Raw genomic sequence first — 24,149 nt, 5'->3', positions numbered from 1 at the left:
TTTAGCCTACAATGAGAGAGATTGCCTTTATAAAACAAAATAAAGAAAAATGGCTGGAATTTGAGCTAGCTATTTTTGGTAAAGCTAAAAAAAATCCTGACGAATTAGCAAATTTGTACATTCAAATGATGAATGATTTGTCGTATGCACAAACGTATTATCCAAAAAGTAAGACCGTTATATACTTAAATCATCTCGCTTCGCAGATTTATCAAAAGATTTACAAAACCAAAAGAACAGAAAAAAATAGAATCGTTGAATTTTTCCTAACCGAGATTCCTTTGCTCGTTTATGAGTACAAACGCTATTTATTGTACTCTTTTATTTTGTTTGTTGCAACAGTCGCTATTGGTGTTGTTTCGGCGAAATACGATCCCAATTTTGTTCGTCTTATTTTAGGCGATGAATATGTCAATATGACTTTGGAAAACATCAAAAAAGGAAACCCAATGGCCGTTTATGGCTCAGGAAGCAATTGGGGAAGTTTTATTGCCATTACGATGAATAATCTTTACGTAGGCGCAAAATGTTATTTTTTCGGAATTTTTGCCGGCATCGGAACTTTCTTTATTTTCCTCAATAACTGTATTATGCTGGGTTCTTTTCAGTATTTCTTTTACGAAGAAGGTGTTTTCTGGAAAAGTGTCAGAGGAATCTGGATACACGGTTCAATGGAAATTTTTGCAATTGTCATTGAAACCGCAGCTGGTTTTATTTTGGGTGCTTCTATGTTATTTCCTAAAACTTTTTCGAGATTAAATTCTTTTAAAATTGGCTTCAAAAATAGCTTTAAGATATTCCTTAGTACTTTTCCGTTTACCATCAGCGCCGGATTTCTGGAAGGTTTTATAACCCGATATTCTATTGATATGCCGAATTGGTTAAGCAGTTTTATCATCTTATTGACATTAGGAATCATTTCATTTTACTATTTGATTTATCCTTTTATCGTAAATAAAAAAGTTCAACAATTATCAGCCAAACTGAATTAATCGGAAACCCTAATGAACAGATTTTTCTTCGTTTTATTTTTTCTCCTTTTCTGCAGTATTTCTAACGCGCAGGATTCTTTGACTTACGAAGATCCGCCAAAAATTGCTACAATAAAATACACCGAAAAAGATATCCAAATTGATTCAAGTACGATTGAAGCCAGAACTTTTGAGAAAAATTTCAAAAAAAAATACACCGATTCTGATTTTATATACGAAACCAAACCAGCTGAAAAAACCTGGTGGGACAGCTTCAAGGAATGGCTTGCGAGTATTCTTAGAAAAATATTCACTTTCAGTAATCCGCAGGCATCATTGAATTTTGTGGCAATGCTTTTTAAAATTGTTGCCATTTTAATAATCATTGTAGTTATTTACCTGATTGTAAAAGCACTAATTAATAAAGAAGGGCAATGGATTTTCGGAAAAAATGCTCAAAAAAGAACCATTTATTATTCAGATGCTGAAAAGAACATTCATCTTTTAGATTTTGAAAAGTTAATAAAAGAGAGTATTTCTTCCGGACAAAAGAGAATTGCTGTTCGTTACTATTATTTATGGCTTTTGAAAATAATGGCACAGAATCATTATATCGAATGGGATATTGAAAAAACCAATTCCGATTATTTATACGAACTTAAAAACCCTGTTCACAAAGAAGAGTTTACCTATTTGTCATATTTGTACAATTACGTTTGGTATGGCGAATTCGAAATTGACGAGACTATTTTTATAAAAACTGAAAACCGATTTAAAAAAGCAATTAAAACCTTTAGCAATGAATAAATCCATCAAAATTTATGTGGCTATTCTGGTTTTTGTATTAGCCTTAATTTTAATCGCCGACAAGGGGAAACCAAAACCAATCGACTGGCGTCCGACATTTTCTGTTCATGACAAAATTCCGTACGGATTGTTTGTTTTCGATAAGGAAATTAAAACGCTTTTCAAAGGTTCAAAAATTGAAAAAATTTCAACCGTAACACCTTACGAATATCTTGATTCAAAATTTAATGATGATACGCTGGTGGCGAATTATACCATAAAAGGAACTTTCCTAAATATCGCAGAACGCAACGAAATTGACGAACAATCAATAACCGAACTTTTTTACTTTGTTTCTCACGGCAACAATGCTTTCTTAAGTATGAGAAGTTTTCCGGAAGCATTGCTGGACAGTCTGAATTTAGAAGTAAAAAGCGATTTAAAATATCCAAGTAATACATCCACATGGATGGCCAACAAAAAAGTCAGTACTAAAAAATATACTTTCAAACAATCTATAGAAGATTATTTTTCTAAAATAGATACTTCAAATACTACTGTTTTAGGTTATCAGGCTTCCGCCAAAGATAAAAAACAAATCAACTTTATTAAGGTTCCCTATAAAGGTGGTTATTTCTATTTGCACACACAGCCAGCGGCTTTTACAAACTATCATTTATTAAAAGGCAACGATTATCAGTATGCAGAAAATGTGTTGTCTTATCTCCCAAAAGGCAACGTTTTTTGGTATACCAAAGGGCAAAATGGAGAATCGATTTCAGGATCACCTTTGCGCTATATTTTTAGTCAACCGGCTTTAAAATGGGCATATTACTTTAGTATTATTGGAATATTGGTTTTTATTCTTTTTAATATTAAACGTAAACAACGCATCGTTCCTATTATTAAACCTTTGAACAATTTGACAGTAGATTTTACAAAAACGATTGGCAATTTGTATTATCAGGAAGGCGATCACACGAATATTATTGATAAAAAAATCATCTATTTCTTAGAGAAAATCCGAAATGAATATCTCATTGATACCTCAAAACTGGATGAAGATTTTATCAAAAAACTGAATCATAAAACAGGCAAAAACATAGAAGATGTTCGGGAACTTGTTCGCTTGATCAATGAACACCGAAAAAGTTATCACGGAAGTCTTGAAGAAGATTTAATCCGAATTAACAATGCCATTGAAAAAATCATACATTAATTTAACCGAAATTCACCAACAGAAATTATAGCAAAACATGGACGATAGTACTACCCCAGAAATTGAAATCATAAATGAAAATGTGAATTTTGAAACCAGAATAAATCTGGCACCGCTTTTAGATCATATTAATGTGATAAAAAAAGAACTGGAAACCGTGATTGTGGGTCAGCATAAAATGATTGATCAGCTTTTGGTTGCCATTTTATCAAACGGACACGTTTTGCTGGAAGGTGTACCGGGAGTTGCAAAAACAATAACAGCAAAATTACTTGCAAAAACTTTAAATATTGGCTTTAGCCGAATCCAGTTTACGCCGGATTTAATGCCTTCTGACGTTTTAGGAACTTCAATTTTCAACTTAAAAAGTTCTGAATTTGAATTTAAAAAAGGGCCTATTTTCTCCAATTTAATTTTAATTGATGAGATTAACCGTGCTCCTGCAAAAACTCAGGCTGCGTTGTTTGAAGTTATGGAAGAACGCCAAATTACAATTGACGGAACGACTTATACGCTTGATACGCCATTTTTGGTGCTTGCAACGCAAAACCCAATTGAGCAGGAAGGTACTTATCGTTTACCTGAAGCGCAATTGGATCGTTTTTTATTCAAAATCACAATCGATTATCCAAAAATAGACGAAGAAATACTGATTATACAAAGAGAACATTTATTGCAAAATCACGGGAAACTGGAAGCAATAAAAACCGTTCTTTCTTCGGCTGAAATAAAAGAATATCAGGCTTTGGTAAAACAAATCAGAGTCGAACAAAATTTATTGGAATACATTGCCCGAATTGTAGTGAACACAAGAGAAAATGCCTTTTTGTATCTAGGTGCTTCGCCACGTGCTTCTATTGCAATTCTTAATGCTGCCAAAGGTTTTGCAGCGATTAGAGGGCGTGATTTCGTAACTCCGGAAGATATTAAAGAAGCTGCAATTCCTGTTCTTCAACACCGTGTTATTGTAACACCGGAAAGAGAAATGGAAGGAATTTCAAGCAGTGAAATTATCAAACAAATTATTGAAACGGTTGAGATTCCGAGATAAGTATTCAGTTTTCAGTCGCAGTCGCAGTTCAAAACTGTAAACTGTGACTGTAAACTGTGACTGAAAACTGCGACCAAAAACTGTGACTGAAAACTAAAAAAATGAAATTCATAAAAAGTCTATATCTCAACAACTTCTTTTTCTATTTGCTTTTGGGCATTATAGCCTTATTTGTTTGTGCTTTTATTTTTCCGAATTTGTATAATGCAGTTTGGTTTGGGGTTTTGATTTTAATTACATTTTTAGGTCTTGATATTTTACTTTTATACCTAACCCGAACAGGATTTGAAGCCGACCGAATTACTCCTGAAAAATTATCAAATGGAGATTTAAATCCGATAAATCTTATTCTGAAAAATCATTATACTTTTCCGGTTTCGGTAAAAATAATTGATGAAATTCCGTTTCAGTTTCAGGTGCGTGATTTCAAAATTATTAAGACTCTTAAAGCATCGGAACAAAAAGAAATTGGCTATGATTTACGCCCGACAGAACGTGGCGAATATTCTTTTGGCTATCTGAATATTTATGTGTCTTCGCCTTTGCGTTTAATTTCGCGAAGATTTATATTTAATAAAGATCAAATGGTACCTACGTATCCGTCTTTTATTCAGTTAAGAAAATACGATTTACTGGCTTTTTCGAATAATCTATTCCAATACGGAATAAAAAAAATACGCCGAATTGGTCATACCATGGAATTTGAGCAAATCAAAGAATATGTTCAGGGAGATGATTTAAGAACATTGAACTGGAAAGCGACCGCAAAGAAAAATTCCTTAATGGTGAACCAGTTTCAGGATGAAAAATCGCAATCGGTATATATGGCGATTGATAAAGGCCGTGTGATGCAAATGCCATTTGATGGTTTAAGTTTACTGGATTATGCAATTAACTCGACTTTAGTTTTATCGAATGTAATTCTGAAAAAACAGGATAAAGCAGGGATTTTCTCTTTTTCAAAAAAGGTAGAAAACAGAGTTTTTGCTGAAAAAAGAGCTTCGCAAATGCAAAAAATCCTTGAAACTTTATACAACATCAAAACCGATTTTTTCGAAAGCGATTATAGTCGTTTGTATGTCGATATTAAGAAGAATATCAATCAAAGAAGTTTGATTATTCTATACACAAACTTCGAAACAATGGATGGTCTAAATCGCCAATTACCTTATTTAAAGGGAATTGCCAAAAGTCATTTATTGGTTGTTGTGTTCTTTCAAAACACAGAACTGAACGCAATCATCAATAAAAAAACAGACACCATTCAAGAAGTTTATGACAAAGTAATTGCAGAGAAATTCATTTTCGAAAAGCGCTTAATTGTCAATGAATTGAAGAAATACGGGATACATTCGGTGCTGACACAACCGGAAAACCTGACTTTGGATGCTATTAATAAATATTTGGAAATTAAAGCTAGAGGGATTTTGTAAATTCAGAAAATACAGATTTAAAAAAATAAAATTATTATTCGTTTCTTAAAATTGAAAAAACATGAAAAAGTTATTTCTATCAGCATTTATTTTAACAAGCTTTTTAAGCTCTGCACAAAAAACAGAAAACATCATTATCATTACCACTGACGGTTTTAGATGGCAGGAAGTTTTTAAAGGAATTGATCCGGCAATTGCCAATAACAAAAATTTCAATCAAGGCGATAGTACTTATATTTATAAGACTTATGCAAACGTCGACATTAAAGAATCACGAAAAAAAATAATGCCATTCTTCTGGTCAGAAATTGTTTCTAAAGGACAAATTTATGGCAATCGCGATCTTGGAAACAAAGTAGACGTTGCCAATCCGTATTGGTTTAGTTACCCTGGATACAGTGAAATTATGACAGGAAATGTTGATCCAAAAGTTAATTCGAATGGTTACAAAGCCAATCCGAACGTAAATGTTTTGGAGTTTTTCAACAAACAATCCAAACTAAAAGGAAAAGTAGCTGCTTTTGGTGCATGGGATGCTTTCGACAGAATCTTAAACGAAGAAAGAAGCGGTTTTCCGGTAATTTCAGCATTTGATAAAGTAGGCGGAAACAAACCTACAGCCTCTCAAAAATTACTAAACGACATGCGTGATAACTCCTATAAACCATTTCAGGAAGGGGAATGTTTGGATGTTTTCACACATTATCAAGCGATGGATGAGCTTAAAACCAAGAAACCAAAAGTGCTTTATATCGCTTACGGAGAAACGGACGAATGGGCGCATCACGGTCATTATCGTTCTTATTTAGACGCTGCCAATCAGGTTGACAAATGGATTAAAGAAATCTGGACTTTTGTACAGAATGATCCGCAATATAAAAACAAAACTACCTTGTTTATTACAGTTGATCACGGTCGTGGAGACAAAGTAAAAGACCAATGGACTGACCATGGTTCTGATGTTCCGGGAGCTTCACAAATCTGGTTTGCTGCAATGGGACCTGAAATTGCTCCAAAAGGAGAAATTAAAACAGAATCTCAATTGTATCAAAAACAATTTGCTCAGACAATGGCAAAAAGTATGGGATATAATTTTACCGCTGACCATCCTGTAGACAGTGAGGTTAAAGAAGTTTTTGAGAAATAAGCTTTATATTTTTTGCCACAATTTTTACGAATTTACACGAATTACTATTTTACCTGCAGTGGTGAAAAATTTGTGAAAATTCGCGAAATTTGTGGCAAACTTTTTTATTGCCTTGCATTTTTTGGCTCTTTGAGCCTTTGCAACTTTAAAAAAAATCTCAGTACCTTAGCACCTTAGAATCTTAGCATCTCAAAAAGAATGAAACAAATCACTTCAGTTCAAAATCCGTTTATAAAATCTCTTGTTTTATTGCAGGAAAAAGCAAAAGCCCGCAAACAAACCGGAACATTTTTGATTGAAGGTTTACGTGAAATTTCAATAGCTTTAAAAGGCGGATACGAAATCGAGACTGTTTTATTTTTACCTGAATTGGTTACTGAAAATCAAATTAGCAAACTGGTTTCTTCATCGGTTCAACTAATTGAAATCAATAAAGAAGTTTATCAGAAACTTGCTTATCGTGATACCACTGAAGGAATTTTGGCTGTAGCCAAATCCAAATCCTTACAATTATCCGATTTAAAATTATCCGAAAATCCATTAATTCTTGTTGCCGAAGCTCCTGAAAAACCTGGAAATATCGGTGCACTTTTGCGAACTGCCGACGCAGCAAATCTTGACGCCGTTTTGATTGCAAATCCAAAAAGTGATTTATACAATCCGAATATTGTGCGCTCGAGTGTTGGATGTTTATTTACCAATCAGATCGCAACGGGCACAACAGCTGAAATTATTGCTTTTCTAAAAGAAAAAAAGATTGATTTTTACTGTGCAACCTTGCAAAATTCGACTTCCTATCATACACAAAACTTTACTACACCAACCGCTTTGGTTGTAGGAACAGAAGCCACTGGTTTAACACAAGAATGGCGCGATGCCGCCACACAAAATATCATTATTCCGATGCAGGGCGAAATTGACAGTATGAATGTTTCGGTTGCTGCTGCCATTTTAATTTTTGAAGCCAAACGCCAAAGAGAATTTAAATAACCTAAAACTACCAAGTTATGAAGTACAAAATATCGTTTTTAGCACTATTATTCAGTTTCACCGCTTTCGCACAAATTACCAATCAGGAAGTAGATAATTTAGTAGAACGAACGATGAAAGCATTTGATGTTCCCGGAATTTCAGTTGCGATTGTAAAAGACGGAAAAGTAGTTTTGTCTAAAGGATATGGCGTAAAATCGGTTATTACCCAACAAAAAGTAGATGCTAATACTCTTTTCGGAATTGCATCAAACAGCAAGGCTTTTACCAGTGCAGCACTGGCAATGTTGGTAGATGAAGGCAAAATAAAATGGGACGATAAGGTTATTAAATATCTTCCTGATTTTAAAATGTACGACGATTACGTAACGAACGAATTTACTATTCGTGACCTCTTAACACACAGAAGCGGACTCGGACTTGGTGCGGGAGATTTAATGATCTGGCCTGACGGAAGTGATTTTACAGCCAAGGATATTGTACATAATTTACGTTACTTAAAACCGGTTTCAAGTTTTAGAACGAAATACGATTATGACAATTTAATGTACATAATTGCCGGTGAAATTGTTCATGTTGTGAGCGGCCAAAGCTGGGCAGATTTCGTCGAAAATCGCATTATGAAACCTCTTGAAATGAATCAGAGTGTGGCTTCTCTAAAACGTTTAAAAGATACTTCGAACGTAATTACACCTCATGTACCAATTGATGGAAAGTTAAAAACAATTAAAAGATACGAAAATCAGCTTTTTGATGGCGCAGCCGGAATTTATTCAAGCGTAAATGATTTGAGCAAATGGGCGATTTTACAAATCAATAATGGAAAATATGGCGACAAACAATTATTCTCTGAAAAAGAGCATAACGAAATGTGGCAATTACAAACTATTATTCCGGTGAAAACAAGACCTCCATACAATACACATTTTTCCGGTTATGGTTTAGGTTGGTTTTTAAGTGATGTTAAAGGTTACAAACAAGTTTCGCATACCGGAGGATTAGAAGGAAATGTTACGCAGACGACTTTAATACCGGAGTTAGGTTTGGGAATCATCGTTTTAACTAATCAGCAATCTGGAGCAGCATTCAGTGCTATTACAAATACAATAAAAGACAGTTATTTAGGAATCAAATCTGACGATTATGTCACTATTTATAGCAGCAGAATAAAAGAAAGTGAAGATTCTGCCGACAAAGTTACTGATGAAGTTTGGGCAACCGTAGCCAAAAACAAAAAAGATAAACTGAAAATTGATTTCTCAAAAATTATTGGAACTTACAAAGACAATTGGTTTGGCGAAATCAACATTACAGAAAAAAAAGGAAAATTATACTTTGCTTCAAAACGTTCTCCGCAATTAGCCGGTGAAGTTTTTTTCTATAAAAATGGAAATTATGTCATAAAATGGAACAATGCTTTTTTCCATGCCGATGCTCACTTGCTATTCACTTATGACGAAAGTGGAAAAGTTACGAACTTAAAAATGCTTCCTATCTCTGAATTAACTGATTTTAGTTATGACTTTCAGGATTTGGATTTTTCTAAAATATAAGAAAACTTCTTAGTGGTTTAATCTTTGTCAATGTTTAAAAACTTTGACAAAGATTAAACTTCTAATGTCCCTACGGGACATTTTATTTCTCGCGCATGTATTTTTTCTACCGATATTTAGCTCCTAAAGGAGCATTGTTTTTCAAACTATTCAAAAAATATCTCGTAGAAATTTCATATTTGTTCGCAACTGATGTATTTTTTTCAAATATTTAGCTCCTAAAGGAGCATTTCAAACCAACATCTTCAAAAATTATCTCGCAGAAATTTCATATTTGTTCGCAACTGATATTTTTTTAAAAAAATATTTAGCTCCTAAAGGAGCATTTCAAACCAACATCTTCAAAAATTATCTCGTAGAGATTTCATATCGGTAACCAAACTGACATAATCCTTTTTTTGTCCCTTCGGGACTATATAAATTACACTAATCACTATAGAATTCTTAGCTTTTTTTTCTTCAAATTCATCCAAAATCTAAAATCATAAATCTAAAATTATAAATCCCAAATCAACATTCTATTCCCTTGCGTATATTCAAACTAATTCTTATTTTTAGTACTTGAACTATGCCGTTATGACAGAAATTGATATTGAAAAAGAAAACAAAGCTATTGCGCAGGAATACAAAGAATTACTTCGAATTAGTTATCAAACTTTAAGCCCTACAGACAAAAAATTAATTCGGAAAGCTTTTGATGTTGCCGTCGATGCTCATAAAGAACAAAGACGTAAATCTGGTGAAGCTTATATCTTTCATCCTATTGCGGTTGCAAAAATCGTTGCCTCAGAAATTGGTTTGGGTGCGACCTCCATTGCTGCTGCCTTACTGCATGATGTTGTTGAAGATACTCCTATGACGGTTCAAGAAATCGAGCGTCTGTTTAATCCTAAAGTGGCACAGTTAGTTGAAGGTTTAACGAAAATTTCATTAGTTCAGAAAGATTTGAATGCATCGATGCAGGCGGAAAATTTCCGTAAAATGATCCTGACATTAAACGATGATGTTCGTGTAATTCTGATTAAACTGGCGGATCGTCTGCACAATATGCAGACTATGGATTCGATGGCAGAATACAAACAAACCAAAATTGCTTCTGAAACACTCTATATTTATGCTCCTCTAGCCCATCGCTTAGGACTTTATAATATTAAAACCAAGTTGGAAGATCTTGGACTGAAATATACTGAGCCTAATGTTTATAATGACATTGTTAGCAAAATCAGAGAAACGAAAGAAGAACAAGATGCATATATCAAAGACATTTCGGATGTTTTGAAAAAATCTCTGGATATTGAAAATATTGACTATATCATAAAAGGCCGTCCGAAATCAATTTATTCGATCCGCCGAAAAATGCGTGCGCAAAATGTAAGTTTTGATGAAGTTTATGACAAATTCGCACTTAGAATTGTCTATAAATCAGATCCGCATGATGAGAAATTCATCGCATGGAAAATCTATTCAATTGTAACAGATCATTATAGACCAAGCCCGAGCCGATTGCGTGACTGGATTTCATCTCCAAAATCAACTGGTTACGAAGCGCTTCACATCACCGTAATGGGGCCAAAAGGTCGTTGGGTCGAAGTTCAGGTTCGAAGTGAACGAATGGATGAAATTGCCGAGAAAGGTTATGCTGCCCATTATAAATATAAAAATGGCGCAACCGAAGAAAGCGGTCTGGATACTTGGCTGAACTTACTTCGTGAGGCTTTAGAAAATCAGGAAACGAATGCGGTAGATTTTGTTGAGGATTTCAAAATGAATTTATATTCAAAAGAAATTTTCGTCTTTACGCCAAAAGGAGAAATTAAATCATTACCAAAAGGAGCAACTTCATTAGATTTTGCGTTCAGTATTCACTCTGAAATTGGAATCAAAACCAGAGGAACGCGTGTAAATGGTCGTCTTGTTCCTTTAAACCACGAATTAAAAAGTGGTGACCAGGTTGAAGTTATCACATCTGCCAATCAAAAACCAACAGTAAACTGGTTGGAATATGTTACTACTTCACGCGCGAAAAACAAGATTAAAAATGTTCTTAACGAGAACACGAAAAAAATTGGCGAGGAAGGAAAAGAACTTCTTACCCGAAAATTAAAACATCTAAAAGTTACACTCAACGAGCAAGTTACAAACGAGCTGGTTAACTTTTTTAAATTAAAAACAAGCTTAGATTTATTTTACAGAGTTGGAATTGGAGCGATCGAAAATCAGCAGTTAAAAGATTATGCGGCTCAAAAAAGCAATTCGTTTATCAATTTCTTCAAAAATAAAATCAAAAGAAATAAAGATACTGCCGACGAGGATATCCATAAACCAGTTATCAGCAGTAATTATGATATGTTGGTTTTTGGAACAGAACATGACAAACTTGATTATAAGCTGTCGCAATGTTGTAACCCAATTCCGGGTGATGATGTTTTTGGTTTTGTTACGATCAACGAAGGTATAAAAGTACATAAGAAAGATTGTCCAAATGCTATTGGAATGCAGTCCAATTATGCGTACCGAATCATGAGCGCCAAATGGATTGATTCGTCTCAAGAAGAATTCAAGGCAATTATCAATATTACCGGAATGGACGTTTTAGGACTTACAAACCAGTTGACGAAGGTAATTTCGAACAATATGAGTGTGAATATTCAAAGTATTTCTTTGAGTACCGATGCTGGAATTTTTCATGGACAAGTTGCGGTAATTGTGAAAAACAATACCATTTTAAAGAAAATGATTAATGCGATCAAGAAAATTGATGGTGTAGATAAAGTTACAAGAGAATACAGAACATAATAATTACTAACAAAGAATCAAAAAAAAAAATATTTTAACACATAGAAACATAGATTCCTTTGTCGACAAAGGCGTTTCACTTATAATATCAAACATAGACTATGTGTTAGAAACTGGTTACTTTTTGTCCACTTTTTAGAAAATAAAACCTATGTTTCTATGTGTTTAAAATAATTACGCATAAGGAGAACAAGCAAGAACTTAAATATTTTTTTTATGGAAAATGAAAACTTAGAAATTCCTGAAATACATTTTGATAAAAATGGCGAACTTATAATTGTCGCTTCTAAATCTTCTTCAAAAGATGATTTTGATTTTTTTCAGGGAAAGTCTTTCATCCGAAATAAAAAATTAAAAAAACGTTTTGCAAATTGCACCGAATGGATTGAGTTTCCATCGACTCAGGAAATGTATAAAATCCTTCACGGAATTGGAAATATTGATAATTTTCTAGCCACTTTTGACGGAGAACCTTTTGAAGGAATGACGGTCAGATTATTTAATCCAAAAACGAGATTGTGGAGTATTTATTGGTCCGATTCAAATACAGGAGTTTTAGATAAGCCTGTCGTTGGTTCATTCGAAAATAATATTGGGCATTTTTTCTCAAAAGATATTTTTGAAGATAAAGATGTGCTCCAAGTTTTTCGCTGGGATGCCAGAGATCCACAAAATCCTGTTTGGAGTCAGGCAATGTCTGATGACAACGGAAAAACGTGGGAATGGAATTGGTACATGTACATGACGAAAAGCAAATAGAAATTTGTTAATTTTATTGTAATTAAAAATATTTATGTTAATTAAGCTTTTTTAGATTATCCAAAATAAATCATTGCTAAAGCCTATAAATATTGTCTTTCTACCGCTTTGAAATGATTTTGAACGTTAAACTTTAAAGCCGAAACTTTTATTGATTAAAAATAAAAAATTATCTTTGCCGGATATGACACTCATTTCAACTGACAACACTAAGAATCAAGAAATTGTAAAAAATGTTTTTACAATGTATCTTGAACAAAAAGGGCATCGTAAAACTCCTGAGCGTTATGCTATACTTCAGGAAATTTACGACAGCGAAGAGCATTTTGATATTGAAAACTTATATATCAAAATGAAAAACAAGAACTACCGTGTGAGCAGAGCTACTTTGTACAACACGATTGAGTTATTGTTAGACTGCGCTTTGGTTAGAAAACATCAATTTGGACAAAATCAGGCTTACTACGAGAAATCGTATTTCGACAAACAGCATGATCATATCATCATGACTGATTCTGGAGAAGTTATTGAATTTTGTGATCCAAGAATTCAGACCATCAAAAAAACAATCGAAGAAATATTTGATATCGAAATTACGAATCATTCACTGTATTTCTACGGAAACAAAAAGCAAAAACAATAATCCGGAAAGGAATTATTCAAAAAATAAAAAAAAGAAAATTAACTACATTAATCAGTAGGGCAGCTTGGCTTGTCTCAACGCAAATTAAAACAGAATGACCGTAGATTTATTACTAGGATTACAATGGGGAGATGAAGGTAAAGGAAAAATTGTTGACGTTCTTACCTCAAATTATGATATTATTGCACGTTTTCAAGGAGGCCCAAATGCAGGACATACATTAGAATTTGACGGAATTAAGCACGTATTAAGAACTATTCCTTCTGGAATTTTCCATAAAGATTCAGTAAACATCATCGGGAATGGTGTTGTAATCGATCCTGTAGTTTTTCAAAAAGAAATTGAAGGTTTAGAGAAATTCAACCTTGACATCAAAAAGAAATTAATCATTTCTAGAAAAGCACATTTAATTTTACCAACACACCGTTTGCTTGACGCTGCTTCTGAAGCATCAAAAGGAAAAGCAAAAATTGGTTCTACTCTAAAAGGAATTGGACCAACTTACATGGATAAAACCGGAAGAAACGGTTTACGTGTTGGAGATGTTGAATTAGAAGATTTCAAAGAGCGTTACAGAGCATTAGCAGACAAACATGAGGCAATGATTGCTTTTTATGATGTTGCTATTCAATATAATTTAGCTGAATTAGAAAAAGAATTCTTTGAAGCTATTGAAGAACTTAAAAAATTAGATTTTATTGACAGTGAAGAATATATGTACCAAGCTCAAAAAGCAGGTAAATCTATTCTTTGTGAAGGAGCTCAAGGTTCTTTATTAGATGTTGATTTTGGAACGTATCCGTTCGTAACTTCATCAAATACTACTGCAGCTGGAGCTTGTACAGGTTTAGGAATTGCTCCTAACAAAATCAAAGAAGTTTACGGAATTTTTAAAGCTTATGTTACACGTGTTGGTAGCGGACCTTTCCCTACTGAACTTTTTGACGAAGTTGGTGCTACAATGGCAAGAGTCGGAAACGAATTTGGATCTGTTACAGGAAGACAAAGACGTTGCGGATGGTTAGACTTAGTAGCTTTAAAATATGCTGTTCAAGTAAACGGAGTTACTCAGTTAATGATGATGAAAGGCGATGTTCTTTCTGGATTCGAAACTTTGAAAGTTTGTACTGAATACAACTATAAAGGACAAAATATTTCTCATTTCCCTTACAACATTGAACCAGAAAATGTAACTCCTGTTTACAAGGAGTTCAAAGGATGGCAAGCTGATTTAACTGGTTTGACAACTTATGATCAATTACCAGTTGAGCTAAAAGAATATATCGAATTTATTGAAGCTGAAGTTGGAGTGCCAATCAAAATCGTATCGGTTGGACCAGACAGAAAGCAAACAATAACAAAATAATACATTCTAAACGCTCTGATAATCAGAGCGTTTTTTTTATACAAATATTTACGCCATGAAAAATCCAGAAATTAAAGTTACAGAAACTAAATTATTATCAGACAATTGGTACATCTTAAACAAGATTACTTTCACTTATCAGAAAGAAAATGAGAAAGTGCAGACTCATGTTCGTGAAGTTTATGACAGAGGAAATGGAGCAGGAATTCTTTTGTATAATACCGATAAAAAAACGGTTATTTTAACGCGTCAATTTCGTTTGCCAAGTTTCCTTAACGGAAATAAAACCGGAATGATGATTGAAGTCTGCGCCGGACTTTTAGACGAAGATAACCCTGAAGAATGCATCATTCGCGAAACCGAAGAAGAAACAGGTTACCGAATTAGTAAAGTTCAAAAAGTAACTCAAACATATATGTCTCCCGGTGCTGTTACTGAAATTTTATATCTTTTTGTTGGAGAATACGATGAAAGTATGAAAGTAAGCGAAGGCGGTGGATTAGCTTCTGAACAAGAAAACATTGAGGTTTTGGAGTATACTTTTGACGAAGCATATGCAATGATTGAATCTGGCGAAATTGTCGATGCTAAAACTATTATTTTGCTACAGCATGCTAAAATAAAAGGGCTGATTTAAATTTCAAAAGTTAAGTAGAGAGATCTAACAGTTTTTTAAAACCTGTTAAGTCTAAATAACGGAAATCAAAATGTAAATCCCGAAAACAATTCTAAAAATTTTATAAGTACTTTTTCCATATCAGGATGTAATTTTACTATAATAAAAATTACTACCTATGAAAAAGTTATATTATTCCGCAAACGCCCTGCTTTTATTGATGTTAGTTTTACTAGGTTCTTGTAAAAAAAGTGAAACTGTACATTTATCCGAAAATAAAAAAGAAAGAAAAGTAATTGAATATAAAAAACCTGCTTCTGCTGTTTCATATCAAATTCAGAACACAAAAGAATGGCTGAAAGTGAATGAAGCCGACAGCTCTAAAATGGATATTGTTTATGCAGTAAACAGAACAGACAAAACGAATTTTAAGAAATTGGATTCGGTTGTTATTCCAGCAGATTTTAGTGGTGATTTGGTTTATTATATGCCATTTCCAATTCATGTTTCAGCCCTAGAAGATGTTTCAAAAGTTATTATATTCTCCTATCCTACTCAGACTTTTGGAGCTTATGAAAATGGAGAATTAGTTCGTACAGGTCCAACTAATATGGGTCGAAAAAAAGATCCTACACCAACCGGTTTGTTTTTTACCAATTGGAAAGCAGAACAAACCACAAGTACTTTTAACGACGAATGGGATTTAAAATGGAATTTCAATATCGAAAATAAACTTGGAGTTGGTTTTCACCAATATGAATTACCTGGATATCCAGCTTCGCATTCTTGCTTAAGACTTCAGGAAAAAGACGCTAAATATCTTTATAAATTTGCTGACGAATGGATTCTGAAAGACAAAGAAAATGTAAAAGTAAAAGGAACGCCTGTAATTGTTTTTGGAAGTTATAATTTCGACGGGCCAAAACCTTGGTTGCAATTAAAATCTGATCCAAAAGCTTTAAATATTTCAGAAAACGAAATAGAAAGTCAAGTACAGCCTTTTTTACAAAAGATTTTAGACAATCAAAAATTAAGAGAAGCCGAACCAAGTGCAACTATGTAAAAATTAGTTTTATTATATAAAATCCGCTGAAACATTTAAAGCAATGTTTCAGCGGATTTTTGTTTAGGAACAAATTAAACCACACACAAAAAACTTTGAAACTTTGTTACTTTGAAACTTTGCATCTTTAAAAACATAAATAAGCGAACATTCACTTATTATTTATATCTTTGTACCATAATTCAGAAAATTATGAGAACAAGAGATATTAATAAAGAAGAAATCGTTAAGCGAAAAGCAATAGAAATGCTGGTTTCGCAAGGTGTTGAAGGATTTGGAATGAATCGATTGGCGAGAGAATGTAGCGTTTCTGTAGCAACACTTTATATTTATTATTCGGATAAAGAAGACTTGATTAAGAAAATCGGAACTGAAATAGGTCAAAATTTCTTTAATGAAATGTTGGACGGATTTTCTTCAGAAATGTCTTTTGTTGATGGATTACGAAAGCAATGGGAAAACCGTTCGAGATTTGTAATTAACAATTTGCTTGAAACTACTTGTTTCGAACTTTTAAAACATTCTACTTATGCTGATGCTATTCTATCTAAAATAACGCCTGATTTTAGAAATGAAATGGAAAAATTCATTACAAAATCAATTGAAAAGAAAGAGCTACTTCCCATGACATTTGAGATTTTCTGGAGCATTGCTTACGGATCTCTTTATTCCCTTTTAGAACTTCATCGAGAAGGAAAATCAATGTCTGGAAAACCTTTTGTTTTTACTGACGAGATTAGAGACGAAGCTTTCGATATGGTTTTGAAGGCACTGATTCCTTAGCAAAAAATCAATTTCAATTACAAAATTCAATATCAAATACAATATCAAAATACAACAGAATGAAAACTTCACTTATAGAAAATAAAAAAATAGCCATAATTGGCGGTGGTCCTGTCGGACTTACAACAGCTCGAATTTTACAAATTAATGGTGCCGATGTTACGGTATATGAAAGAGACATCAATGCCCAAGCCAGAACTTCTGGAGGAACTTTAGATATACATGCAGGTTCGGGTCAATATGCGATTCAGAAAGCCGGACTGATGGAAGAATTTTATAAATACGCACGTCCGACCGGGGAGAAAATGGCCGACATGCACGGAAATATCAATGCCGATGAAATGCCAGACGAAACAAATGCTTATTCGAGACCAGAAATTGACCGTAATGATTTGCGAAAAATTATGCTGGAAAATCTACAGGAAAATACTGTTGTTTGGGATAGCCAATTAATAGCCATTGAAAAAATAGAAAATGAGTATATTTTAAAATTTAAAAACGGTACAACAACAAAAGCCGATTTTGTAATTGTAGCAAATGGCGGAAGATCAAATGCTAGAAAATTTGTAAGTGATCAAGAACCTCAACTTTCAGGAACTTATATTATTCAGGGAGAAATTGTAAACCCAGATCAAGATTATCCTGAATTTAAACCTAAATACGGTAACGGAAATGTAATGGCAATGGGCGAGCAAAAAATGTTTTATACGCATACTATGAGCGATGGTTCTGTGCATTTTGGAGTTTCTTTTAAAGCCGATGAAAATTGGATTTTGAATAACGGAATCAATTTTGAAGATGACAAAGTTGTAATTTCTTTTCTAAACGAAACTTTTAAAAACTGGAGCGATGATTATAAAAAATTCTTTGCCGTTTCAACCGAATTCTCTGGTTTGCCTCTAAGATTATTTTCTTTGGAGGAAGATTGGAAAGAACATTCTAATATTACGCTTGTTGGCGATGCAGCACATTTAATGCCTCCATTTGCAGGCGAAGGCGTAAATATGGGATTATTTGATGCTTTTCATTTGACTGAAAATTTAACCAACGGAAAATTTGAAACAATCGACGACGCCATTCAGGATTATGAGAAAAAGATGTTTGGATATGCTTTAGAAGCACAAAGAATGACGAAAAGAATGGAAGATTTATTGCATTCTGATATTACAGCTGAAGATATTTTAAATAGTAGAGTTGAGTAACGTTAGTTTAAATTTCTTACTTTCGTTTTGACTAAGCAGAAAAAACTGCACAAAAAACAACAATGAGAAAAACATTTTTACTTCTATTTATTTGCACATTTGCTTTTAGCTATGGGCAATCAAATCAAATTTTAGATTTTAAAGCGGGGTATTTACCCGAAACCATTTACAATCAATCAACAATTAATTCTTCTGATTATGAAATTGCATATTCAGGATCAGAAAAATTCTTAGAAGCTTTAAAGGAAAACGGAACAGAAAATCCAACAAAAATAAAGACAACCTTCACTGTCGAGACGGTTTCTAAAACTGGCAAAAGTAATAAAGATGGAAATTTCCCAATAACTATAGAATACCTTAAGTCCTATGATGCAAATGGAAAAACTATAATTCCAAGTGGTACTCTTCTTTACGGAAAATCCTCTCTATACGCAATGCCAAAAATGGATTCTATTGTTGCAAAAGACATGGAAGAAAGTTTTAAAAACACTATTTTTGAAACTGTACAAAGCACATTTTCGCAATTAATATTGCCACAGAAAAAACTAAAAATAGGCGAATCTTTTAACCAAGATAATCCATTAGTAATACCAATTGCAGGAATCAACTTTGAAATGGTAATTACAACAACTTATCTTTTAAAAAGCATAGATTCAAAAAATGCATTTTTTGATATTGTACAAACGTATACAATGAAAATTTCTGATACCAAATTTGAAACAAGCGGAACTGGAAATGGAAAAGGAAATCTGGTTTATGACATCGCGAATCATTTTATTACAGAAAACAATTTAGATATGGAATTTAGCCTCGGTCTAAAACACACCGATTTTTCTCTACAGTTGAAATCAAAAAGTAATTTTAAACAAACTTGCAAAATTTCAAAAAAATAAAAAAAGGCGTAAGATTTATTTCTTACGCCTTTTGTTTTATAATGGAAACTAAAAATTATCTAGAATAATTTGGAGCTTCTTTTGTAATAGTTACGTTATGTGGATGACTTTCAGTAATTCCGCTTGACGTGATTCTAACAAAACGTCCAGTTTCTTGTAAAGTCGGAATATCTTTTGAACCACAGTATCCCATTCCGGCGCGAAGACCTCCAATAAACTGAAGCATACTTTCATTCAATTCACCTTTGTAAGGAACACGTCCAACGATTCCTTCTGGAACTAATTTCTTAACATCGTCCTCAACATCTTGGAAATAACGATCTTTAGAACCAGTTTGCATCGCTTCAACAGAACCCATTCCGCGGTAAGATTTGAATTTTCTTCCTTCAAAAATAATAGTTTCTCCTGGCGATTCTTTTGTTCCTGCTAATAATGAACCTAACATTACACAGTCAGCACCTGCAGCGATAGCTTTAGGAATATCTCCTGTATAACGAATTCCACCATCAGCAATAACTGGAACACCAGTTCCTTTTATAGCTGCAGCAACTTCTAAAACTGCTGAGAATTGAGGAAAACCAACACCTGCAACGATACGCGTAGTACAGATAGAACCAGGTCCGATTCCAACTTTTACACCATCAGCACCATTCTCTACTAAATATTTAGCAGCTTCCGGAGTGGCAATGTTTCCAACAATTACATCTATTTGAGGGAATTTTGATTTTACTTCTTTTAAGGTATTTACAACACCTTCTGTATGTCCGTGAGCAGTATCGATAATAATTGCATCTACTCCGGCAGCAACCAAAGCTTCAGCTCTTTGAACTGCATCTCCAGTAACTCCAATAGCTGCAGCAACTCTTAAACGTCCAAATGAATCTTTATTTGCGATTGGTTTTTGAGTAAGTTTTGTAATATCTCTGAAAGTAATTAAACCTACCAACTCATTCTTATCATTTACAACCGGTAATTTTTCGATTTTATGCCCTTGTAAAACTACCTCTGCTTGCTCTAATGAAGTTCCTTCCGCAACTGTAACTAAGTTTTTACTTGTCATTACCTCAACGATTGGTCTTGCTCCATTTTTTTCGAAACGTAAATCACGATTGGTAACAATTCCTTTAAGGGTCTTATTTTCATCAACAATTGGAATACCACCGATTCCAAATTCTTTCATTGCATTTTTTGCATCTGCAATTGTCGAAGTCATTGGTAATGTTACCGGATCGATAATCATTCCTGCTTCGGCTCGTTTTACTTTTCTAACTTTTCCAGCTTGCTGCTCGATTGTCATATTTTTATGCAAAACACCAATACCGCCTTCTTGCGCCATAGCAATTGCCATTGCGCTTTCAGTAACTGTATCCATAGCTGCAGATACAATTGGTACGTTTAATGTGATGTTTCTTGAGAATTTTGATTTGATACTCACTTCGCGAGGAAGCACATTCGAGTAGTTAGGTACTAATAATACATCGTCGTAAGTCAAACCTTCGCCGATAATCTTGGAGTTGTGTGCTATCATGGTGCAATTTCTAGTTGAATTGCGTGCAAATATAGTGAATAAATTGGAAACTTGAATGCTAAGTTATTCATAAATTTAACCTTACAGGAAAAATCTGACGATTTAAAATCTCGAAAAAGAAAATTCCAAATTCCAATAAAAAAGAAAATTAGGTCTCATTTTTGAGATTTAGCTTTCCTCATTTCGGGATTTATTCTTCTTTATCCTGAAAAACAAAATTTATGCCGAGCTGGAATGCCGCGCTATTTGCTTTTGATATGTCTTTATATTCTAAAACATTATTTACTAATGCATAAATGTTTACCATTCCAATAGTTCCGGAAAGCCCTAAACCAATATTTTTATTTGAAAATGTATCGAATGTGTAACTGGCTTTAAAATCTAACTTTTCTAAAATATTTCTTTTATAAAATAATGTTAGTGCTGCTATAGGTTCTCTGGGTGCCGACATTGCAAAAAACTGAAGCCCGACATCGTTCTTAAATCTTTCTTTGCTTTGTGGCATTCTGCAATTACATTCTTCGTCTGCGCGTGATTTTCCAAATGAATATTGAATGGACGAGTATATTTTTGTGGGGCGCCAAGTTGTATATTTATTATATAATGTATCTCGCGGAATTGCCTCATCAAATTCATCAAAAACATTTTCCGGATCGTTTGAACCCAAGAAATCAGGATTGGTACCCTTGTACTCATAAGTTCCTTTGTACGTTAGTGTTTCAATGTTTTTAGATTGTTTGACAAATCCCAGATCGATGATACTAGCAGTAAACTGAACATTTTCCTTTATATAATAGGTTACTCCCGCATCTACACCAAAGCCTAAACTTCCGTTAAAAAAAGTATTGTGCGTAATATCTTCGGCAATATTTCCTTCGTATTCATCTTTTGTAAAAGGGGCCAAACCGGAAGTTTTAAGTTCTAAATTTGAATAAATAATTTGCTCATAAATATTGGATGTTCCAGCTGCTTGTCCTGTGTATATATAACCCGAATTGTGAGTCGAAACTGCATTGGCACCGCTTGAGTAGATTTTTGCGCGCCCACCAACAACTACTTTATCATTGAGCTTACTGTGAAAACCAACGTGAAAAACAGAAAGTACTTCTGCTCTCAAACTCAAATCGCTGAGATCAAATGCTTTTCCGATGTAATTTTTATTCCCATCCAGCGCCAGTAAAGCCAAATCTTTAGGGACGTACATAAAAAAATCAAATTCCTGATACGCTCCAAATGAAACATACGAACGGCTTTCTTTTCCTCCTACCCGAAATCCTCCTGAAAATATTTCTAATTGCTGATTGGTAACAACCTTATCATTTTTGGAAGATTTGTTAATTACATTTCTGACTTTATCATTAAAATCGACTCCATTGTTGGCAAACAAATCATAAGCAGAAAAACTGCTCGATCCTACATTGGCCGAAATTCCAGACAATACAGGAAATCCAAAATAAAATTTATACGAAACATCTGCTCCCGGATTTACCATGGAAGCTTGCGGAATTGAGGTAAAATTATAGAGTACTTCTTTGTTTTGAGAAAAACAAGAAAATGCTACCAACAGCAATGCAATAATTCCTATTTTTCTCATTCAATATCTAGATAAACAGTTGCACTTGATCGCAATTTAAGATTTCCTAAACTTTGCTCGGTTAAGGGCTCACCGTCAATTAAAACGACAAAAACAATTTTTACAGTTCGTTTTAAATTTTCAAGTCGTAGATTTTGAAAAACTTCCGTTGGATATTTTACTATATTCTGACTTCCTTTATAAGCAGGAACGGGATAAGAAATGGTTTCAAGAATAGTATTATTAGCATCAAGAAGACGAAGGGTTACAATAAAATTACGCTCTATTGTGTTTTCAACTTCAACATCAAAATCGCATCTTTTTAAATGGTCATTAAAAAATTTATCTTTAAAAACATCAAAGTCGCGAACATCAAATAAAGGCTGATTTTCTGTATTTTGTGCCAATAAATTAGCTGGAACACTAAAATAAGCAAGATTTGCGACAATAACCGGCTCTAACTTCAGATCCTTTGCCTGATCAAAGTCTAAATCGCTTGAACAGGAAAAAAACAAAATTGCTACTGCAAAAATCTTTAGAATACTATTAATATAATTCCGTTTCATATCTGAAAGAATTTTAAGACAAATAGTAATAACTGGGGATTGTTATTTTTATTGTTTCACTAAGTAAATATAAGATTTTTTTTAATGAAACTGACCAAACAATTTTGATGCTTCATTATAAGCACTCTCGAAACTTAATGAATTAAGACCTGTAATTTTTTTATTTGCTGTGAAATAAGAAACCAATTTTTCAGTAGGCATATTTCCTGTCAGCTTATCTGTCGCCATCGGACAACCTCCAAAACCCTGAATGGCTCCATCAAAACGTGTACAGCCGGCTTTTGCAGCTGCATCAATTTTTTCGAACCAACTGTCAGGAGTTGTATGAAGATGAGCTCCAAACTCAATTTGAGGATATTTCGGAATCAAATTCGAAAAAAGATAGGTAATTACGTCCGGCGTTGAACTTCCTACGGTATCAGAAAGTGATAAAATTTTAACGCCCATTCCGGCCAATTTTTCGGTCCACTCGCCTACAATTTCAACATTCCAAGGATCTCCGTAAGGATTCCCAAAACCCATCGAAAGATAGGTTACAACTTCTTTATTTTTTTTATCGGCAATATTTAGAATTTCTTCTAATGTCACTAGCGATTCGGCAATCGTTTTATGTGTATTACGCATCTGAAAATTCTCTGATATCGAAAAAGGAAATCCTAAATATTGAATGGATTCAAATTCTGAAGCCAAAGTTGCACCTTGCGTATTGGCAATAATAGATAGCAATTTACTGGAAGTTTGCGAAAGATCTAACTGAGCCAAAACTTCGGCTGTATCCTGCATTTGCGGAATCGCTTTTGGAGATACAAAACTTCCAAAATCAATAGTATCAAAACCTACACGAAGCAATGCCTGAATATAAGTAACCTTATTTTTAGTTGGAATAAAATCCTTGATGCCTTGCATTGCATCCCGGGGACATTCGATAATCTTGATTTCTTTATTCAAAACTTTTTCTTTTGTAAAGGCTAAGTTAGCTTCTTTTTTAAAGAAATAAAAATTATGTGATATTTCTATTTTTTAAATTATGTATCGTAGAGGCGCACGACAGTGCGTCTACGCAAAGAAAATCCACAATACTGGATATACAACACGTAAGACGCCCTGCCGTGCGCCTCTACAATACCCCTGTTTGAATTATTACATAAAATCGTAATTACAAATATTATTACCCAAAAGCGTAATAATTTAAAATATTACTAAAAAACGTA

Annotated in this window: 21 protein-coding genes; 17 read left to right on the top strand and 4 right to left on the bottom strand. The window is 33.7% G+C overall.

Annotation, left to right across the window (positions count from 1 at the left end; all coding sequences use genetic code 11):
• Positions 1-11 precede the first annotated feature (11 nt).
• The 17 genes from BD847_RS00820 to BD847_RS00740 all read left to right on the top strand — a co-directional run bounded on the left by BD847_RS00820 (position 12) and on the right by BD847_RS00740 (position 19,271).
• The gene (locus tag BD847_RS00820) at positions 12-992 is read left to right on the top strand and encodes a stage II sporulation protein M (protein ID WP_115886376.1); all 981 of its coding nucleotides are present in this window, start codon (positions 12-14) and stop codon (positions 990-992) included.
• Positions 993-1,004: 12 nt separating this feature from the next.
• Positions 1,005-1,778, top strand: coding sequence for a DUF4129 domain-containing protein (locus BD847_RS00815; RefSeq protein ID WP_115886375.1), 774 nt, complete (start codon positions 1,005-1,007; stop codon positions 1,776-1,778).
• Positions 1,771-2,976 (top strand): DUF4350 domain-containing protein, encoded by a 1,206-nt coding sequence (locus tag BD847_RS00810; protein ID WP_115886374.1) that lies wholly within the window; start codon positions 1,771-1,773, stop codon positions 2,974-2,976. The genes BD847_RS00815 and BD847_RS00810 overlap by 8 nt, the downstream gene beginning before the upstream one ends.
• Positions 2,977-3,013: 37 nt before the next feature.
• Positions 3,014-4,027, top strand: a complete 1,014-nt coding sequence (locus BD847_RS00805) for an AAA family ATPase (RefSeq protein ID WP_115886373.1) — start codon at positions 3,014-3,016, stop codon at positions 4,025-4,027.
• Positions 4,028-4,128: 101 nt separating this feature from the next.
• Complete coding sequence (locus BD847_RS00800) at positions 4,129-5,460, top strand: DUF58 domain-containing protein (protein ID WP_115886372.1); 1,332 nt, start codon at positions 4,129-4,131, stop codon at positions 5,458-5,460.
• A 61-nt stretch (positions 5,461-5,521) separates the two neighbouring features.
• Positions 5,522-6,607: a phosphoglyceromutase gene (locus tag BD847_RS00795; RefSeq protein WP_115886371.1), complete on the top strand. Its 1,086-nt coding sequence runs from the start codon at positions 5,522-5,524 to the stop codon at positions 6,605-6,607.
• A gap of 198 nt (positions 6,608-6,805) precedes the next feature.
• Positions 6,806-7,597, top strand: coding sequence for a TrmH family RNA methyltransferase (locus BD847_RS00790; protein WP_115886370.1), 792 nt, complete (start codon positions 6,806-6,808; stop codon positions 7,595-7,597).
• A gap of 17 nt (positions 7,598-7,614) precedes the next feature.
• Positions 7,615-9,150: a serine hydrolase gene (locus BD847_RS00785; protein WP_115886369.1), complete on the top strand. Its 1,536-nt coding sequence runs from the start codon at positions 7,615-7,617 to the stop codon at positions 9,148-9,150.
• 576 nt (positions 9,151-9,726) lie between these two features.
• The gene (locus BD847_RS00780; RefSeq protein WP_115886368.1) at positions 9,727-11,946 is read left to right on the top strand and encodes a RelA/SpoT family protein; all 2,220 of its coding nucleotides are present in this window, start codon (positions 9,727-9,729) and stop codon (positions 11,944-11,946) included.
• Between the two features lie 216 nt (positions 11,947-12,162).
• Positions 12,163-12,705 carry a hypothetical protein gene (locus tag BD847_RS00775; RefSeq protein WP_115886367.1) on the top strand — a complete coding sequence of 181 codons (543 nt, stop codon included), beginning with the start codon at positions 12,163-12,165 and terminating at the stop codon, positions 12,703-12,705.
• A 184-nt stretch (positions 12,706-12,889) separates the two neighbouring features.
• Entirely contained in the window at positions 12,890-13,348 is a 459-nt protein-coding gene (locus BD847_RS00770; RefSeq protein WP_026981862.1) for a Fur family transcriptional regulator, read from the top strand.
• Between the two features lie 94 nt (positions 13,349-13,442).
• On the top strand, positions 13,443-14,714 hold the full coding sequence (locus BD847_RS00765) for an adenylosuccinate synthase (protein ID WP_115886366.1): 1,272 nt from the start codon (positions 13,443-13,445) through the stop codon (positions 14,712-14,714).
• 55 nt (positions 14,715-14,769) lie between these two features.
• On the top strand, positions 14,770-15,351 hold the full coding sequence (locus tag BD847_RS00760) for an NUDIX domain-containing protein (RefSeq protein ID WP_115886365.1): 582 nt from the start codon (positions 14,770-14,772) through the stop codon (positions 15,349-15,351).
• Between the two features lie 157 nt (positions 15,352-15,508).
• Entirely contained in the window at positions 15,509-16,393 is an 885-nt protein-coding gene (locus BD847_RS00755; protein ID WP_115886364.1) for a L,D-transpeptidase, read from the top strand.
• 192 nt (positions 16,394-16,585) lie between these two features.
• Positions 16,586-17,176, top strand: coding sequence for a TetR/AcrR family transcriptional regulator (locus tag BD847_RS00750; RefSeq protein WP_115886363.1), 591 nt, complete (start codon positions 16,586-16,588; stop codon positions 17,174-17,176).
• Between the two features lie 59 nt (positions 17,177-17,235).
• On the top strand, positions 17,236-18,378 hold the full coding sequence (locus tag BD847_RS00745) for an FAD-dependent oxidoreductase (protein WP_115886362.1): 1,143 nt from the start codon (positions 17,236-17,238) through the stop codon (positions 18,376-18,378).
• A gap of 62 nt (positions 18,379-18,440) precedes the next feature.
• A complete protein-coding gene (locus tag BD847_RS00740) occupies positions 18,441-19,271 on the top strand; it encodes a hypothetical protein (RefSeq protein WP_115886361.1) in 831 nt (276 codons plus the stop codon).
• A 55-nt stretch (positions 19,272-19,326) separates the two neighbouring features.
• On the opposite strand, the gene guaB is transcribed toward BD847_RS00740, so the two are convergent.
• From guaB to BD847_RS00720, 4 genes are all read right to left on the bottom strand, one after another.
• Entirely contained in the window at positions 19,327-20,799 is a 1,473-nt protein-coding gene (guaB, locus tag BD847_RS00735) for an IMP dehydrogenase (protein ID WP_115886360.1), read from the bottom strand.
• Between the two features lie 190 nt (positions 20,800-20,989).
• A complete protein-coding gene (locus BD847_RS00730) occupies positions 20,990-22,393 on the bottom strand; it encodes a DUF5723 family protein (protein ID WP_115886359.1) in 1,404 nt (467 codons plus the stop codon).
• The gene (locus BD847_RS00725; protein ID WP_115886358.1) at positions 22,390-22,938 is read right to left on the bottom strand and encodes a hypothetical protein; all 549 of its coding nucleotides are present in this window, start codon (positions 22,936-22,938) and stop codon (positions 22,390-22,392) included. The genes BD847_RS00730 and BD847_RS00725 overlap by 4 nt, the downstream gene beginning before the upstream one ends.
• An 81-nt stretch (positions 22,939-23,019) precedes the next feature.
• Complete coding sequence (locus tag BD847_RS00720) at positions 23,020-23,886, bottom strand: beta/alpha barrel domain-containing protein (protein ID WP_115886357.1); 867 nt, start codon at positions 23,884-23,886, stop codon at positions 23,020-23,022.
• Positions 23,887-24,149 lie beyond the last annotated feature (263 nt).

It is taken from the genome of Flavobacterium cutihirudinis (assembly GCF_003385895.1).
Taxonomy (GTDB): Bacteria; Bacteroidota; Bacteroidia; order Flavobacteriales; family Flavobacteriaceae; genus Flavobacterium; species Flavobacterium cutihirudinis.
Note: the sequence above shows the minus strand (reverse complement) of the source record. Positions and strands in the feature narration are given on the sequence as shown.

What these genes read in the sequence shown, in the direction of transcription:
- BD847_RS00820 (WP_115886376.1), top strand. Translation starts at nt 12, where the DNA reads ATGAGAGAGATTGCCTTTATAAAACAAAATAAAGAAAAATGGCTGGAA.
- BD847_RS00815 (WP_115886375.1), top strand. Translation starts at nt 1,005, where the DNA reads ATGAACAGATTTTTCTTCGTTTTATTTTTTCTCCTTTTCTGCAGTATT.
- BD847_RS00810 (WP_115886374.1), top strand. Translation starts at nt 1,771, where the DNA reads ATGAATAAATCCATCAAAATTTATGTGGCTATTCTGGTTTTTGTATTA.
- BD847_RS00805 (WP_115886373.1), top strand. Translation starts at nt 3,014, where the DNA reads ATGGACGATAGTACTACCCCAGAAATTGAAATCATAAATGAAAATGTG.
- BD847_RS00800 (WP_115886372.1), top strand. Translation starts at nt 4,129, where the DNA reads ATGAAATTCATAAAAAGTCTATATCTCAACAACTTCTTTTTCTATTTG.
- BD847_RS00795 (WP_115886371.1), top strand. Translation starts at nt 5,522, where the DNA reads ATGAAAAAGTTATTTCTATCAGCATTTATTTTAACAAGCTTTTTAAGC.
- BD847_RS00790 (WP_115886370.1), top strand. Translation starts at nt 6,806, where the DNA reads ATGAAACAAATCACTTCAGTTCAAAATCCGTTTATAAAATCTCTTGTT.
- BD847_RS00785 (WP_115886369.1), top strand. Translation starts at nt 7,615, where the DNA reads ATGAAGTACAAAATATCGTTTTTAGCACTATTATTCAGTTTCACCGCT.
- BD847_RS00780 (WP_115886368.1), top strand. Translation starts at nt 9,727, where the DNA reads ATGACAGAAATTGATATTGAAAAAGAAAACAAAGCTATTGCGCAGGAA.
- BD847_RS00775 (WP_115886367.1), top strand. Translation starts at nt 12,163, where the DNA reads ATGGAAAATGAAAACTTAGAAATTCCTGAAATACATTTTGATAAAAAT.
- BD847_RS00770 (WP_026981862.1), top strand. Translation starts at nt 12,890, where the DNA reads ATGACACTCATTTCAACTGACAACACTAAGAATCAAGAAATTGTAAAA.
- BD847_RS00765 (WP_115886366.1), top strand. Translation starts at nt 13,443, where the DNA reads ATGACCGTAGATTTATTACTAGGATTACAATGGGGAGATGAAGGTAAA.
- BD847_RS00760 (WP_115886365.1), top strand. Translation starts at nt 14,770, where the DNA reads ATGAAAAATCCAGAAATTAAAGTTACAGAAACTAAATTATTATCAGAC.
- BD847_RS00755 (WP_115886364.1), top strand. Translation starts at nt 15,509, where the DNA reads ATGAAAAAGTTATATTATTCCGCAAACGCCCTGCTTTTATTGATGTTA.
- BD847_RS00750 (WP_115886363.1), top strand. Translation starts at nt 16,586, where the DNA reads ATGAGAACAAGAGATATTAATAAAGAAGAAATCGTTAAGCGAAAAGCA.
- BD847_RS00745 (WP_115886362.1), top strand. Translation starts at nt 17,236, where the DNA reads ATGAAAACTTCACTTATAGAAAATAAAAAAATAGCCATAATTGGCGGT.
- BD847_RS00740 (WP_115886361.1), top strand. Translation starts at nt 18,441, where the DNA reads ATGAGAAAAACATTTTTACTTCTATTTATTTGCACATTTGCTTTTAGC.
- guaB (WP_115886360.1), bottom strand. Translation starts at nt 20,799, where the DNA reads ATGATAGCACACAACTCCAAGATTATCGGCGAAGGTTTGACTTACGAC.
- BD847_RS00730 (WP_115886359.1), bottom strand. Translation starts at nt 22,393, where the DNA reads ATGAGAAAAATAGGAATTATTGCATTGCTGTTGGTAGCATTTTCTTGT.
- BD847_RS00725 (WP_115886358.1), bottom strand. Translation starts at nt 22,938, where the DNA reads ATGAAACGGAATTATATTAATAGTATTCTAAAGATTTTTGCAGTAGCA.